Annotated in this window: 15 protein-coding genes; 12 read left to right on the top strand and 3 right to left on the bottom strand. The window is 64.4% G+C overall.

The window, feature by feature from the left end:
* The first annotated feature begins 54 nt into the window (after positions 1-54).
* The 9 genes from AXW83_RS07560 (at position 55) to AXW83_RS07520 (ending at position 8433) form a co-directional block, all read left to right on the top strand.
* A complete protein-coding gene (locus tag AXW83_RS07560; protein WP_066620057.1) occupies positions 55-1455 on the top strand; it encodes a pyruvate dehydrogenase complex E1 component subunit beta in 1401 nt (466 codons plus the stop codon).
* A 15-nt stretch (positions 1456-1470) separates the two neighbouring features.
* Complete coding sequence (locus tag AXW83_RS07555; RefSeq protein WP_066612011.1) at positions 1471-2799, top strand: pyruvate dehydrogenase complex dihydrolipoamide acetyltransferase; 1329 nt, start codon at positions 1471-1473, stop codon at positions 2797-2799.
* Between the two features lie 55 nt (positions 2800-2854).
* Positions 2855-3298 carry a hypothetical protein gene (locus AXW83_RS07550; protein WP_066612007.1) on the top strand — a complete coding sequence of 148 codons (444 nt, stop codon included), beginning with the start codon at positions 2855-2857 and terminating at the stop codon, positions 3296-3298.
* A gap of 27 nt (positions 3299-3325) precedes the next feature.
* Positions 3326-4783, top strand: a complete 1458-nt coding sequence (gene lpdA / locus AXW83_RS07545) for a dihydrolipoyl dehydrogenase (protein ID WP_066612006.1) — start codon at positions 3326-3328, stop codon at positions 4781-4783.
* 217 nt (positions 4784-5000) lie between these two features.
* The gene (locus AXW83_RS07540; protein ID WP_066612005.1) at positions 5001-6080 is read left to right on the top strand and encodes an acyltransferase family protein; all 1080 of its coding nucleotides are present in this window, start codon (positions 5001-5003) and stop codon (positions 6078-6080) included.
* 80 nt (positions 6081-6160) lie between these two features.
* Entirely contained in the window at positions 6161-6499 is a 339-nt protein-coding gene (locus tag AXW83_RS07535; RefSeq protein WP_236841855.1) for a GlsB/YeaQ/YmgE family stress response membrane protein, read from the top strand.
* A gap of 95 nt (positions 6500-6594) precedes the next feature.
* Positions 6595-6852, top strand: coding sequence for a GlsB/YeaQ/YmgE family stress response membrane protein (locus tag AXW83_RS07530; RefSeq protein ID WP_236841854.1), 258 nt, complete (start codon positions 6595-6597; stop codon positions 6850-6852).
* An 80-nt stretch (positions 6853-6932) separates the two neighbouring features.
* Positions 6933-7940, top strand: a complete 1008-nt coding sequence (gene lipA, locus AXW83_RS07525) for a lipoyl synthase (protein ID WP_066612002.1) — start codon at positions 6933-6935, stop codon at positions 7938-7940.
* Between the two features lie 13 nt (positions 7941-7953).
* Positions 7954-8433, top strand: coding sequence for a type II toxin-antitoxin system RatA family toxin (locus tag AXW83_RS07520; protein WP_066612001.1), 480 nt, complete (start codon positions 7954-7956; stop codon positions 8431-8433).
* Here the strand turns inward: AXW83_RS07520 and AXW83_RS07515 are convergent.
* Genes AXW83_RS07515 through AXW83_RS27485 form a run of 3 tightly spaced genes read right to left on the bottom strand, consistent with a single transcriptional unit; the run spans position 8420 to position 10415 of the window.
* Positions 8420-8920, bottom strand: coding sequence for a CinA family protein (locus AXW83_RS07515; RefSeq protein WP_066612000.1), 501 nt, complete (start codon positions 8918-8920; stop codon positions 8420-8422). The two genes, AXW83_RS07520 and AXW83_RS07515, sit on opposite strands and share 14 nt — an antisense overlap.
* Before the next feature lie 6 nt (positions 8921-8926).
* Complete coding sequence (locus AXW83_RS07510) at positions 8927-10126, bottom strand: bifunctional 2-C-methyl-D-erythritol 4-phosphate cytidylyltransferase/2-C-methyl-D-erythritol 2,4-cyclodiphosphate synthase (protein WP_066611998.1); 1200 nt, start codon at positions 10124-10126, stop codon at positions 8927-8929.
* Entirely contained in the window at positions 10104-10415 is a 312-nt protein-coding gene (locus AXW83_RS27485) for a hypothetical protein (RefSeq protein ID WP_168166030.1), read from the bottom strand. Before AXW83_RS27485 ends, AXW83_RS07510 begins: the two co-directional genes overlap by 23 nt.
* Here AXW83_RS27485 and dusB point away from each other — a divergent pair.
* Genes dusB through ntrC form a run of 3 tightly spaced genes read left to right on the top strand, consistent with a single transcriptional unit; the run spans position 10345 to position 13960 of the window.
* Complete coding sequence (dusB, locus tag AXW83_RS07505; protein WP_236841853.1) at positions 10345-11334, top strand: tRNA dihydrouridine synthase DusB; 990 nt, start codon at positions 10345-10347, stop codon at positions 11332-11334. The genes AXW83_RS27485 and dusB overlap by 71 nt on opposite strands.
* A 16-nt stretch (positions 11335-11350) precedes the next feature.
* The gene (locus tag AXW83_RS07500) at positions 11351-12493 is read left to right on the top strand and encodes a two-component system sensor histidine kinase NtrB (RefSeq protein WP_236841852.1); all 1143 of its coding nucleotides are present in this window, start codon (positions 11351-11353) and stop codon (positions 12491-12493) included.
* Between the two features lie 18 nt (positions 12494-12511).
* Positions 12512-13960, top strand: a complete 1449-nt coding sequence (gene ntrC / locus AXW83_RS07495; protein ID WP_066611995.1) for a nitrogen regulation protein NR(I) — start codon at positions 12512-12514, stop codon at positions 13958-13960.
* Positions 13961-14012 lie beyond the last annotated feature (52 nt).

The raw sequence follows: 14012 nt of genomic DNA, 5'->3' as shown, positions 1-14012 counted from the left end.
CGCCCGTCCGTCTTCGTTTCAAGTCCGACGTTTTCCGATCATCCGGGTGTGTTCATGCCGATCGACATTCTCATGCCTGCCCTTTCGCCCACGATGGAGCAGGGCAAGCTCGCCAAATGGCTGAAAGCCGAAGGCGACAAGATCAAGGCCGGCGATATCATCGCCGAGATCGAGACCGACAAGGCGACCATGGAGGTCGAGGCGGTCGACGAGGGCATCCTGGCCAAGATCCTGATCGCGGACGGGACGGACAACGTTGCTGTCAACACGCCGATCGGCGTGATCGCGGCCGAGGGCGAGGATGTCAGCGCGGCATCGAAGCCTGCTGCCAAGGCGCCCGAGAAAGCCCCGGAGCCGGAAGCGAAGGCAGACGTGCTGCCGGCAGATGCCCCCGCCGTCACCGCGCCTGAAATGACCGTGCCGGCGCAGGCGAGGTCCTATGATTCCTCGTCCGAGTTCCCCGCCGGCGCCGAGGTCGTCAGCATGACCGTGCGCGAGGCCTTGCGCGACGCCATGGCCGAGGAGATGCGCCGCGACGGCGACGTCTTCGTCATGGGCGAGGAGGTCGCCGAATATCAGGGCGCCTACAAGGTCACGCAGGGGCTGCTGCAGGAATTCGGCGCCAAGCGCGTCATCGACACCCCGATCACCGAGCACGGCTTTGCCGGCATCGGCGTCGGCGCGGCGCTGACGGGCCTGAAGCCGATCGTCGAGTTCATGACCTTCAACTTTGCCATGCAGGCGATCGACCATATCATCAACTCGGCTGCCAAGACGCTTTACATGTCGGGCGGCCAGATGGGGTGTCCGATCGTGTTCCGCGGCCCCAACGGAGCCGCTGCCCGTGTCGGCGCCCAGCACAGCCACGACTACGCCGCCTGGTACTCCAACGTGCCCGGTCTCAAGGTGGTGATGCCCTACAGCGCTTCGGACGCGAAAGGGCTGCTCAAGAGCGCGATCCGCGATCCCAACCCGATCATCTTCCTGGAAAACGAGATCCTCTACGGCCGCCAGTTCGAGGTGCCCAAGGGCGACGATTTCCTGATCCCGATCGGCAAGGCCAAGGTCGTGCGGCCGGGCACCGATGTCACCATCGTCTCCTTCAGCATCGGCATGACCTATGCGCTGGCTGCAGCCGAGGCACTGGCCAAGGACGGCATCGAGGCGGAGGTCATCGATCTGCGGACGATCCGGCCGATGGACATCGAGACGGTGATCGCCTCGGTGCAGAAGACGCATCGCTGCGTCGCCGTCGAGGAAGGCTTCCCGCAGTCGGGCGTCACGGCCGAGATCGGCATGAGGATCATGGAGGCGGCGTTCGACTATCTCGACGCACCGGTCATCCGCGTCACCGGCAAGGACGTGCCGATGCCCTATGCGGCGAACCTCGAAAAGCTGGCGCTACCGAATGTCGGCGAGGTCGTCGCGGCGGCCAAAGCCGTCTGCTATCGCTGAGAAGGGGCTTCACCGATGCCAACCAACATCCTGATGCCCGCGCTCTCTCCCACCATGGAGAAGGGCAATCTCGCCAAATGGCTGAAGAAGGAAGGCGACGCCATCAAGTCCGGCGATATCATCGCCGAGATCGAGACCGACAAGGCGACCATGGAAGTGGAAGCCGTCGATGAGGGCATTCTGGCGAAGATCCTGGTGCCGGACGGCACGGCCGATGTAGCGGTCAACGAGATCATCGGCGTGATCGCGGCCGAGGGCGAGGACGCCAAGAGCGTGTCGGCTCCTGTGAAGGCCGAAGCACCGAAGGCCGAGGCTTCCAAGGCCGAGCCTGCCGCCACGAAACCGGCCGAGGCCGCGCCTCCGGCTGCCGCAACTGCTCCGGCATCGAGCGGTGATCGCCCTTTCGCCTCGCCGCTGGCCCGTCGCCTCGCCAAGGAGGCCAGGCTCGACCTCGGCAAGGTTCAGGGCTCGGGCCCGCATGGCCGCATCGTCGAAAAGGACATCGAGGCGGCCAAGGCCGGGGGCGGTGCCAAGGCTAGCGCCCCTGCCCCCCAGACGAGTGCGCCATCGGCAGCCAAGCCCGCCGCTGCTCCGCTCGCCGCCGGCATGTCCGACGAGACCGTCAAGAAGCTGTTCGCGCCCGGTTCGTACGAGGAAATTCCTCATGACGGGATGCGCAAGACGATCGCGCGCCGCCTGCTCGAATCCAAGCAGACCATCCCGCATTTCTACCTGACGATCGACTGTGAACTCGACGCGCTACTGAAGCTGCGGGGCGAGCTCAATGCGGCGGCGCCCGAGATCGACGACAAGCCGGCCTACAAGCTGTCGGTCAACGACATGGTGATCAAGGCGATGGCGATGTCGCTGCGTGCCGTGCCGGACGCGAATGTGAGCTGGACCGAAAACACCATGCTCAAGCACAAGCACGCCGATGTCGGCGTCGCGGTCTCGATTCCTGGCGGCCTGATCACGCCTGTGATCAGGGACGCCTGCCACAAGACGCTGAGCCAGATCTCGAACGAGATGAAGGACCTCGCGGCGCGCGCCAAGAACCGCAAGCTGAAGCCCGAGGAGTATCAGGGCGGCACCACGGCGGTCAGCAATCTCGGCATGTTCGGCGTCAAGGATTTTGCCGCCATCGTGAACCCGCCGCATGCCACGATCCTGGCGGTCGGTGCCGGCGAGCAGCGCGCGATCGTCCGGAAGGGCGAACTGGCGGTCGCAACGATCATGTCCGTGACGCTATCGACCGACCATCGCGCGGTGGACGGCGCGCTCGGTGCGCAGCTGATGCAGGCGTTCAAGGGTTATATCGAGAAGCCGATGGCGATGCTGGTGTGAGGACTGGGCCATGGCGGGCGCTGGCAGCGGTTCGTCCGGGGGAAATCCCCTGGCCATGGTCTCGCTAATCATTGCCGGAATGTCGCTGGGGGCGTCGGTTCTGCAGAACATCAATTACGCCCGCAGCATCGACAGCGTTCAACGGAATGTCCTGCGGGCCGAAAGCCTGCGCAGTTGCAAGGACATCATCGCGGTGTTCTTCGAATTCCGCCTGAAGGCCGAAGCGGCCAACATAGCGGGAGGAGCCGAGGGCATGAGCGCCGTCGAACTCAAGGGTCTGGCCTATCGTTTTGGAGCGCTGGGCACGTTCCTGGCCAATTTCCAGGAACAGCCGGCCCGCGACCGCTACACGACGCTGGCATGGCACCTCAACAAGATCGCGGATGAGGGGCCACGCCTGCCCAAGGCCGCGTTCGATGCGCTTTTCAATGAGGCCGACAAGCAGTTCACCGCGATCAACGACGATTGCGTCAAGGCTGCGACGGGCCATCTCCTCTGATACCACGCTGACCGGGAGCGTCACCCCATGGCTGACTACGACATCATCATCATCGGCTCCGGCCCCGGCGGCTATGTCGCCGCCATCCGCGCGGCCCAGCTCGGCTTCAAGACCGCGATCGTCGAGCGCGAGCATCTGGCCGGCATCTGCTCGAACTGGGGCTGCATTCCGACCAAGGCGTTGCTGCGCTCGGCCGAGATCCTGCACTACGGCCAGCACGCCAAGGATTACGGCCTGGTGCTGGAGGGCTCATTCAAGGCCGATCTGGCGGCTGTCGTCGCTCGTTCGCGAGGCATTGCGGCGCGGATGAACAACGGCGTCCAGTTCCTGATGAAGAAGAACAAGGTCGACGTGATCTGGGGCGAGGCGACACTGACCAAATCTTCAGACAAGGACCGGCCCGGCACGATCTCAGTTGTGCCGACCAAGAAGCCGGCGATGCAGCCGCAGGTGCCGCCGCCCAAGAACGCCAAGGGCGAGGGCAGCTACACCGCCGACCACATCATCGTTGCGACCGGGGCACGCCCCCGGGCGCTGCCGGGCATCGAGCCGGACGGCAAGCTCATCTGGACCTATTTCGAGTCGATGGTGCCGGCAAAAATGCCGAAATCGCTGCTCGTCATGGGCTCGGGCGCGATCGGCATCGAGTTCGCCTCGTTCTACCGGACGATGGGCGTCGAGGTCACTGTCGTCGAGGTGATGTCGCAGGTCGTGCCAGTCGAGGATGCCGAGATCGGCGCTTTTGCGCGGAAGGCCTTCGAGAAGCAGGGCATGAAGATCCTGACCGGCGCCAAGGTCACCAAGGTCGAGAAGGGCGCTGACAGCGTCACCGCCCATATCGAGGATGAGAAGGGCGGCAAACAGACCGTCACGGCCGATCGTATGATCTCGGCGGTCGGCGTCGTCGCCAATGTCGAGAACATCGGGCTGGAGGCGCTGGGCGTGAAGACGGATCGCGGCTTCATCGCGATCGACGGCTTCTGCCGGACCAACGTCAAGGGCATCTATGCCATCGGCGACGTCGCCGGCCCGCCGATGCTGGCCCACAAGGCCGAGCACGAGGCGGTGATCTGCGTCGAGGCGATCAAGGGTCTGCACCCGCACCCGATGGACAAGAACATGATCCCGGGCTGCACCTATTGCCATCCGCAGATCGCCAGCGTCGGCCTGACCGAGGCCAAGGCCAAAGCCGCAGGCCACGACCTCAAGGTCGGTCGCTTCCCCTTCGTCGCCAACGGCAAGGCGGTGGCGCTCGGCGAAGATTCAGGCCTGGTCAAGACCATCTTCGATGCCAAGACCGGCAAGCTTCTGGGCGCGCATATGGTTGGTGCCGAAGTGACCGAGTTGATTCAGGGCTTCGTCGTGGCGATGAACCTCGAGACCACCGAGGAAGAGCTGATGCACACGATCTTCCCGCACCCGACCCTCTCGGAGACGATGAAAGAAAGCGTGCTCGACGCCTATGGCAAGGTCCTGAACGCTTGAGGCTCTGACGGACCATTGCCGTCGCCCCGCCACGATGCAAGCGGGCCACAAGATCCAACTCGTGTTAACCTGAACCCGTCGACTTGGAACGCGCTGGGTTGATCTTTGCCGTGACCCAGCGGTAGTTCAGGCGCTCGCCGCCTGTGTTTGGATTGTTACCGTCGCTGCATACGCTTCGGGTGCCGTCCGCTTCAACCCTTAGCCCTGTGATCGCCAGATGGAAAAATTGCCCGTCCTGACTGGCTTGCAGGCCCTTCGCATTCAGGCCGCAACGCTCGTTCTCTGGAGCCATCTGATCACGGAACTGGCCAAGGCCGGCGTCATCTCCACCCAGCATAACCTGCTGGCACTCCAGATGGGTGGTTTCGGCGTCAAGATCTTCTTCGCCGTCAGCGGCTTCATCATGGTAAGGTCGAGCCGGTCGGGGTTTGGAAAAAAGGGATTTGCAGTCGACTTTATGATCAGGCGACTTTATCGCATTGCGCCGCTGTACTATTTGACGGCATCTATCTGGATGGCGACGGTCTTTTTCTTAGGCCACCATGAGATGGACATTGTGAACGTCATCAAGACGTTTCTGTTCCTGCCTTACCTGGATCATCGCGGATCTTTAGAGCCTTATTACAACATAGGCTGGACATTAAACTACGAGATGTATTTCTATGCCGTATTCGCACTGGCGCTCTGTTTTCGATACGCGATCGGCGTCTGCGTCTGCATCGGTCTGATTGCGCTGGTTTTTGCGGCCGGCCAGCTTTACGCGGTCTCGGCCGGCGATTCTGGAGCTAGGTTGGCCCTGTTCGTCTACAGCCGGGGGATCGTGTTCTATTTCGTGCTGGGCATGATCATCGCCGTGTCGAACAGGTTTCTGGCACCGAAACTCAAGGTCATCGGTCACGGTGCCGGACTGGCCTTGTCGACGGTACTCATCGTTGTGGCCCTGACCTTCGACAGCAAAGCCATCGCCTTTGCGATCTGCTTCTGCCTGATCATGGCAGCCAATCTCGAGGCGCCTCCGCATCGCGGGACATCATCCCGTGACGATCTCTATTCCCGCTGGGTCGTTTTCCTCGGGAACGCCTCATACAGCGTCTACCTGACCCATGTCTTCGTGCTGGTGCCCGTGGTCGCGGTCCTTGCCCGGTTCGGATCATTGGGTGTCGCCGGCTTCACAATCGCCATGGTTGTCGCGACGGCTCTTTGCCTTGCGATTGGCGCCATCGTGCATGTCACAGTCGAGCGGCCGCTCCATCTCGCCCTGAACGGGAGACGTCTGCGGCCTGCCGTGGCAGCCTGAGACACTTCCGGTCCCTGCGTCCGGTCCCTGCGTAGCTTCCGCCTCTGGACTTTACGCGCGATTTTTGCCGAAATCGGCTCATGATGACACGCACCCGCAAGCCGCACCATCCCGGCCATACCGTTCCCGACGACAAGGTCGAGATCCTCCCGCCCGGCGGTGGCCTCATGCTGGATTGGCGCGTTCTGGCGCCGACGATCGCGCTCGGCACCGTGACGGGTTTCGCCGCGAGCCTGATCGTAGGCGGCGGAGGGTTGGTCCGACATGCCGTCGTCGGCGTGCTCGGCATGTTGGTGGGGCAGGGGCTCGTGCGCCTGACCGGCTGGCGCCTTCGCACCGGCCATGCTTTCCTCGACGAAGCGGCGATGGCGGTGATCGGAGCGATCCTCGTCGTACTGCTGGCGCGCTTTATCGCCTGAGGGAGCCGGCGTCGTCTCGTCGGCGGCCGTCGGCGGTGAGGGCGCCCTTCTGACATGTCTGGGGGAATTCGACGATGCAAAGCTTCGCTGCCACAATGGCCCAGCCGGGCTACGGCTTCTTCGCCACCATTCTGATCGGGATGCTGGCCGGCTGGATTGCCGAGCGCCTGACCTCGTCCGATCATGGCCTCTTCACCAACATGCTGGTGGGGGTGGCCGGTTCCTTTCTGGGCAGCCGGGTCGCCGAGTTGCTGGACATCCAGATCTTCGGGTTCTGGCGCACGCTTGCGGCAGCCATCGTCGGCGCTGTGGTCGTCATCGTGATCTGGAATGCGGCGCGCGGTCGCCGCTGACGAGGTTGCCCTGCGACGCCGGGGCGATTAGCTAGACAGCATGGGCGGCGGCAGGACAGCCGCCGCGACGGATTGGTGCCATGGCTCTCGTTCTCGATCTCCTGAACCGCGACCCGCGGCCCAATATCGGCAATCCGAAGGCCGATGGCGCATCGGTGCCTGCCGAACTGCGCCATCCCGAGAAGCAGAAGCGGCCCGAGAACCCGATCCTGCGCAAGCCGGACTGGATCAGGGTCAAGGCGCCGGGCTCGCCGAAATGGGCCGAGACCCAGAAAATCGTCAAGGAGAACAAGCTCGTCACGGTCTGCGAAGAGGCAGGCTGCCCCAATATCGGCGAATGCTGGGAGAAGAAGCACGCCACCTTCATGATCATGGGCGACACCTGCACGCGGGCCTGCGCCTTCTGCAACGTCAAGACCGGTGTTCCGCTGCCTCTGGATATCCTGGAGCCGGCCAAGGTCGCCCAAGCCGTCGCCAAGTTGGGCCTCGAGCATGTCGTGATCACTTCGGTCGATCGCGACGATCTGAAGGACGGCGGCGCCGAGCATTTCGCACAGGTCATCCGTGCCATCCGCGCCGCGTCCCCCGGCACCACGATCGAGATCCTGACGCCGGACTTCCTGCGCAAGCCTGGCGCTCTGGAAGTCGTGGTCGCGGCCAAGCCCGACGTGTTCAACCATAATCTCGAGACGGTGCCCGGCAGGTACCTGACCGTTCGGCCAGGCGCGCGCTACTTCCATTCGCTGCGGCTGCTGCAGCGGGTCAAGGAACTCGACCCGACCATCTTCACCAAATCCGGCATCATGGTCGGGCTCGGCGAGGAGCGGAACGAAATCCTGCAGCTGATGGACGATCTGCGCTCCGCCGATGTCGATTTCATCACCATCGGCCAGTATCTCGCGCCCTCCCGCAAGCACCATGCCGTAATCCGCTTCGTCACGCCCGAGGAATTCAAGGGTTTCGAGGCGATCGCCTATGTGAAGGGCTTTCTGATGGTCTCCTCGACGCCATTGACGCGCTCCTCACATCATGCGGGCGAGGACTTTGCGCGTTTGCGCGCGGCACGGGCCGCCAAGACCGGCAACTGAGGTCGGACCGCAGATGCCGATGTTCAACAATAGCAGGCGGGTGAAGCACTCGCCGGAGCAGATGTTTTCGCTCGTCGCCGATGTCGAGAACTACCCGCAGTTCCTGCCGCTCTGCGAGGGGCTGACGGTGCGCAAGCGGACCCCGCGCGAGGGCGGCGGCGAGGTGCTGCTTGCCGATATGAGTGTCGGCTACAAGGCGATCCGCGAGACCTTCACCAGCCGCGTCACGCTCGATCCCGCCAATCTCAAGATCCTGGTCGAATATGTCGATGGGCCGTTTCGCTATCTGGAGAACCGCTGGACGTTCAAGCCGCATGACAGCGGCTGCGAGATCGGCTTCTTCATTTCCTACGAATTCGCCAGCCGGATGCTCGGGCTGCTGATGGGAGCGATGTTCGACAAGGCTTTCCGGAAGTTCGCGGAAGCCTTCGAGCGGCGCGCCGATTTGGTCTATGGCAGGGGCATCTTGCCTGCTGCCGTCAGCGGCGGCTGAGCGCGGCGTCCTTCAGCATCTCCAGCGCGACGATGACCGATTGCCGGCGGATTTCGTCACGCGACAGCGGCCCGAAGCGGCGCTCGCGATGCTGCGTCGACTGGCCTTGCGACGCGCAGCCGAAATGCACCAGTCCGACCGGCTTTTCCGTGCTACCGCCTCCGGGACCGGCGACGCCGGTGATCGAAACCGCGAGATCGGCGTCGAGCCGTGCGCGACCGCCTTCGGCCATGGCCTGCGCGACCGGTTCACTCACGGCGCCATGGGCTTCGATCAAGGCTGGGGGAACGCTGGCGAGCGCGCTCTTGGCGGCGTTCGAATAGGTCGCGAGCCCGCCCAGAACGATGTCCGACGAGCCCGGTATCGACGTTAGTGCGGCGCAGACCAATCCGCCGGTGCAGGATTCGACGGTTGCGACAGTCAGGCCGCGCTCGCGGCAGAGTGCCAGGACTGCAACGGCAAGGGCGGTGATCTCCGCATCGAACATGTCGCCTCACTCCGACTCGGGCAGGCGGACGGTCGCTGTCGCGAAAGCCGCGAGCCCTTCGCCGCGTCCTGTGAAACCCAGGCGCTCGGACGTGGTCGCCTTGATGGCGACCTGGGCGATCCGGATGCCGGCGATTTCCGCGATGCGGGCGCGGATCGTTTCGCGGTGCGGGCCGACCTTCGGCGCCTCGCAGACGATGGTGATGTCGAGATGGTCGATCAGGCCTCCCCGCTCGGCGACGCGCCCGGCTGCGAAGGCCAGGAAACGGTCCGAGGAGGCTCCCCTCCACTGCGGATCGCTCGGCGGGAAATGCGTGCCGATATCGCCGTCGGCCAGTGCGCCCAGCAGCGCGTCGGTCAAGGCATGGAGTGCGACATCGCCGTCCGAATGCGCGATCACGCCTTGGGCATGCGGGATACGGATGCCGCCGAGCCAGACATGGTCGCCCGGCCCTAAGGCGTGGACGTCGTAGCCCGAGCCGACGCGGACGGTCAGGCTGCGAGCATTTTGTGCGCGGACGAAGTCTTCGGCATGGGTCAGCTTCACGTTGGCGGGGTCTCCGGGGAAGGTCGCGACCCTGTGGCCGGCCCATTCCATCAGTGCGGCATCGTCGGTGAAGCTGTCCTGCCCGGCCGCGCTCGCAGCATCATGGGCTGCGAGCAGCCGGTCAAACTCGAAGGCCTGGGGCGTCTGGACGCTGACGAGGCGAGCGCGTGCCGGTGTCTCCTCGACGTGGCCTTGCGCGTCGACGCGCTTGATCGTGTCGGTCACGGGTAGCGCCGGGATGGCGGCGGGTGCTTCGACGGCCGCGGCGATCGCGCGCTGGATCAGTGCCCCGGAGACGAAGGGGCGCGCCGCGTCATGGACCAGCACGACGCCCCGGAAGCCGGACTTTGCCAGCGCCTGCAGGCCTCGCCGGACCGATTCCTGGCGAGTTACCCCACCGGTGGTCGGGCCGACGAGCTTGTCCGTGGCAAGATCTGCGATGGCATCGGCATATCGCATCTCGTCGCCTGCGCCGATCACGACCGCCACCGTGGTGATTGCAGCCTCGTCCAGGAACGGTTTCAGCGCATATGCAAGAACCGGCCTGCCGGCGATGTGGCGATATTGCTTGGGACGATCGCCGCCGGCACGCAGGCCACGGCCGGCAGCGACCAGAAGGGCTGCGACCAAAATCTGGTCATCGGAAGTGTCGGTCGGCATGGGCTCTGGTCCTGCAGGCGTTGCGGTGATAGTCGCAGCGCCGGAATTCGCCAAGTCCGCCTTGCGCAGATATCGGAGCGGCCGGGCGATCGCGGGCCTGCGGCGGGGGTGCGGCAATGATGCGCTGCAATATCAGTTCGAGCCTCTTGCGCTTGTGCAGCAATGTCCAATAAATATGCACAATGGAAGTTGCCTCATATTCGGGCTCTGATGTGCAGATGATTGGCGGGGTTGCCGTCGCGTCGCGTGCGTTCCTGGCGCCGATGTCGGGCGTGACCGATATCGTCATGCGCCGGATAGCCGCGCGCTACGGGGCGGGACTCGTCGTGTCCGAGATGGTCGCGTCGGACGAGTTCGTACGCGGCAGCGAAGAGGCGCGGATCCGCGCCGAGGGAGCAGGCGTCTTCCCTCATGTCGTGCAGTTGGCGGGATGCGATCCGCATTGGCTCGGCGAGGCGGCGAGGTTGGCCGAGGCGAACGGCGCGCAGATCGTCGACATCAACATGGGGTGCCCCGCCAAGAAGGTGACTGGCGGCTGGGCGGGCTCGGCGCTGATGCGCGATCTCGATCATGCGATGCGGTTGATCGAAGCCGCTGTCACGGCGGTCTCCGTTCCGGTCACGGTCAAGATGCGGCTGGGCTGGGATGACAGCAGTCGCAATGCGCCGGAACTCGCGCGCAGAGCGGTGGCGGCCGGAGTGGCGATGATCGCCGTGCATGGCCGCACCCGCCAGCAATTTTATAAAGGCGTCGCCGACTGGCAGGCAATCCGGGCCGTGCGCGACGCTGTCGATGAATTTCCGCTCGTCGCCAATGGGGACATTCACGACGTGGCCGATGCCCGGGCCTGCCTTGCGCAGTCCGGCGCGGATTTCGTCATGGTCGGCCGGTCGGCACTGGGCCGGCCCTGGATCGTCGGGGAGATCGGCGCAGAGCTTGCCGGCCGCACTCCGCAGCGCCTGGGCCTCGCGCAGAAGCACGATGTTGCCCGCGAACACTATGAGGGCCTGTTGTCGCTGCTGGGGCAGGACCACGGGGTCAGGCATGCTCGCAAGCACCTGGCGGCTTATGCCGACGAGGCCATTGCAAGTGGCTGCGACGGCGAGCCGGACGTGCGGCGCGCGCTTCTGACCACGGACGATCCGCGCCGAGCGCTGACCGCGCTTGGCGATCTTTTTTCCACCGAACGGAGCCGCAAGGCGGCTTGAACGAAAGGTGTTGCGTATGGCGATGGCGTTCTTTGACGGCGGAGGTCCGGGCCGAGGCGAATTCCTGCTGGATTCGATCGAGTTCCAGGCCCTGAACGTGCTGCCTGTGCCGATTCTCGTGATCGGGGAGGGCCATGGCATCCTCTACGCCAACACGGCGGCGGAAGACTTCTTCCAGTCCAGCGCCGTCGTCCTGAAGCGGCAGCGCATCGACGACCACATCGCCTTTGGCTCACCCGTGCTTGCGCTGGTGGAGGAGGTGCAACGGCGCGGTTCGAGCGTCAGCGAGTATCGTCTCGATCTCGGCTCGCCACGTCTCGGAACCGACCGTGTCGTCGACGTGTTTGCCTCGCCTTTGTCCAGCCAGAGCGATGCCGTCGTATTAATGCTTCAAGAACGGACAATTGCCGAAAAAATGGACAGACAGCTGACCCATCGTGGGGCGGCCCGGTCGATCACGGCGCTCGGAGCGATGCTGGCCCACGAAATCAAGAACCCGCTCTCCGGCATTCGCGGCGCGGCGCAACTGCTCGAAGCGTCCGTCCCCGACAGCGAGCGTATCCTGACCCAGCTGATCTGCGACGAGACCGACCGGATCGTGAAGCTCGTCGAGCGCGTCGAACTGTTCGGCGACGAACGCCCGAGCGAGCGCGGCCCCGTAAACGTCCATGATGTCCTTGACCATGTGAAGCGGCTGGCCCAGTCGGGCTTTGCCCGCCATATCCGTTTCAACGAGGTCTACGACCCGTCGCTGCCGGCGGTCGCCGGAAACCGGGACCAACTCGTCCAGGTTCTGCTGAACCTAGTGAAGAATGCGGCCGAGGCCATCGGAACGCATTCGATCGACGGCGAGATCACCCTGACGACGGCTTACCGTCCCGGCATCCGTATGCAGCTTGCCGGCTCCTCCGGACGCATCGCCCTGCCGTTGGAAATCGGCATTCGCGACAACGGGCCCGGCGTGCCGTCGGACCTGCTGCCGCATCTGTTCGATCCCTTCGTCACGACCAAGGCGCAGGGCAGTGGCCTTGGACTTGCACTTGTCGCCAAGGTGATCGGCGATCACGGCGGAATCGTCGAGTGCGACTCTGCCGCGCGCCGGACCACCTTCAGAATTCTGCTGCCTCTGCACCAGTCGCGAGCGCTTCAGACCGTTTAGGCCTACAGGACCCAGTGAATGCCGACCGGTAACATCCTCATCGCGGACGACGACGCCGCGATCCGCACCGTGCTCAACCAGGCTCTTGCCCGCGCCGGATACGAAGTGCGGACAACCGGTCAGGCGGCGACGCTCTGGACCTGGGCCGCGCAAGGTCTCGGCGACCTGATCATCACCGATGTCGTGATGCCGGACGGCAACGCCTTCGATCTGCTGCCGCGCATCAAGCGGGTTCGTCCGGAACTGCCGATCATCGTGATGAGCGCGCAGAACACCTTCATGACCGCGATCAAGGCATCCGAGCGAGGCGCCTACGAATATCTGCCGAAACCCTTCGACCTGAAGGAACTCGTCGCCATCGTCGGTCGCGCCTTGTCGCGCCCGCGCGGCGATGGCGGACGCGCCAACGCGGCCGAGCCCGACGACATTCCGTTGATCGGCCGTTCGCCGGCGATGCAGGACGTCTATCGCGCGCTCGCCAGGCTGATGCCGATCGACCTGACGGTCATGATCAACGGCGAGTCGGGTACCGGCAAGGAGCTGGTCGCGCGTGCGCTGCACGATTACGGCAAGCGCAAGAATGGTCCGTTCGTCGCGATCAACATGGCCGCGATCCCGAAGGACCTGATCGAATCGGAGCTGTTCGGCCATGAGAAGGGTGCCTTCACCGGCGCGCTGACCCGCTCGTCGGGCCGGTTCGAGCAGGCCGAGGGCGGCACGCTCTTTCTCGACGAGATCGGCGACATGCCGATGGAGGCTCAGACCCGGCTGCTGCGCGTTCTCCAGCAGGGCGAATACACCACGGTCGGCGGGCGGACTCCCATCAAGACGAACGTCCGCATCGTCGCCGCGACCAACAAGGATCTGCGCATCTCGATCGCCCACGGGCTGTTCCGGGAGGATCTGTTCTTCCGTCTGAACGTCGTGCCAATTCGCCTGCCGCCGCTGCGCGAGCGCGTCGAGGACATTCCCGATCTCGTTCGGCACTTCTTCCTGCTGGTCGAGAAGGAGGGTCTGCCGCGCAAGCAGATCGATTCGGAAGCGATGGACGTGATGCGGCGCTATCGCTGGCCCGGCAATGTTCGCGAACTTGAGAATCTGGTTCGCAGGCTCGCGGCGCTTTATCCGCAGGAGACGATAACCGCGCCGATCGTCGAGGCCGAACTGCAGCCGGCCACCTCCCATACGAGCTTCTCGGGGGGCTCCACGCAGGAGCGGGCCGAGACGCTGTCGGGTTCGGTCGAGCGGCATCTCACGCAATATTTCGGCGGCTTCGGCGACAATATCCCGCCGCCCGGACTCTACCACCGCATTCTGCGCGAGGTTGAGCCGCCGCTGATCGCGGCCGCCCTGGCCGCGACGCGCGGCAACCAGATTCGTGCAGCGGAACTGCTCGGACTAAACCGCAATACGCTGCGCAAGAAGATCCGCGAACTCGATATGCAGGTCGTGCGTTCGCCCCGGTAAGCGAGAGGCTGACCTCCGCCTTTTCTATGTCATATTTTGACAACACCGTTGC

This window comes from Bosea sp. PAMC 26642, assembly GCF_001562255.1.
Lineage (GTDB): Bacteria > Pseudomonadota > Alphaproteobacteria > Rhizobiales > Beijerinckiaceae > Allobosea.
Note: the sequence above shows the minus strand (reverse complement) of the source record. Positions and strands in the feature narration are given on the sequence as shown.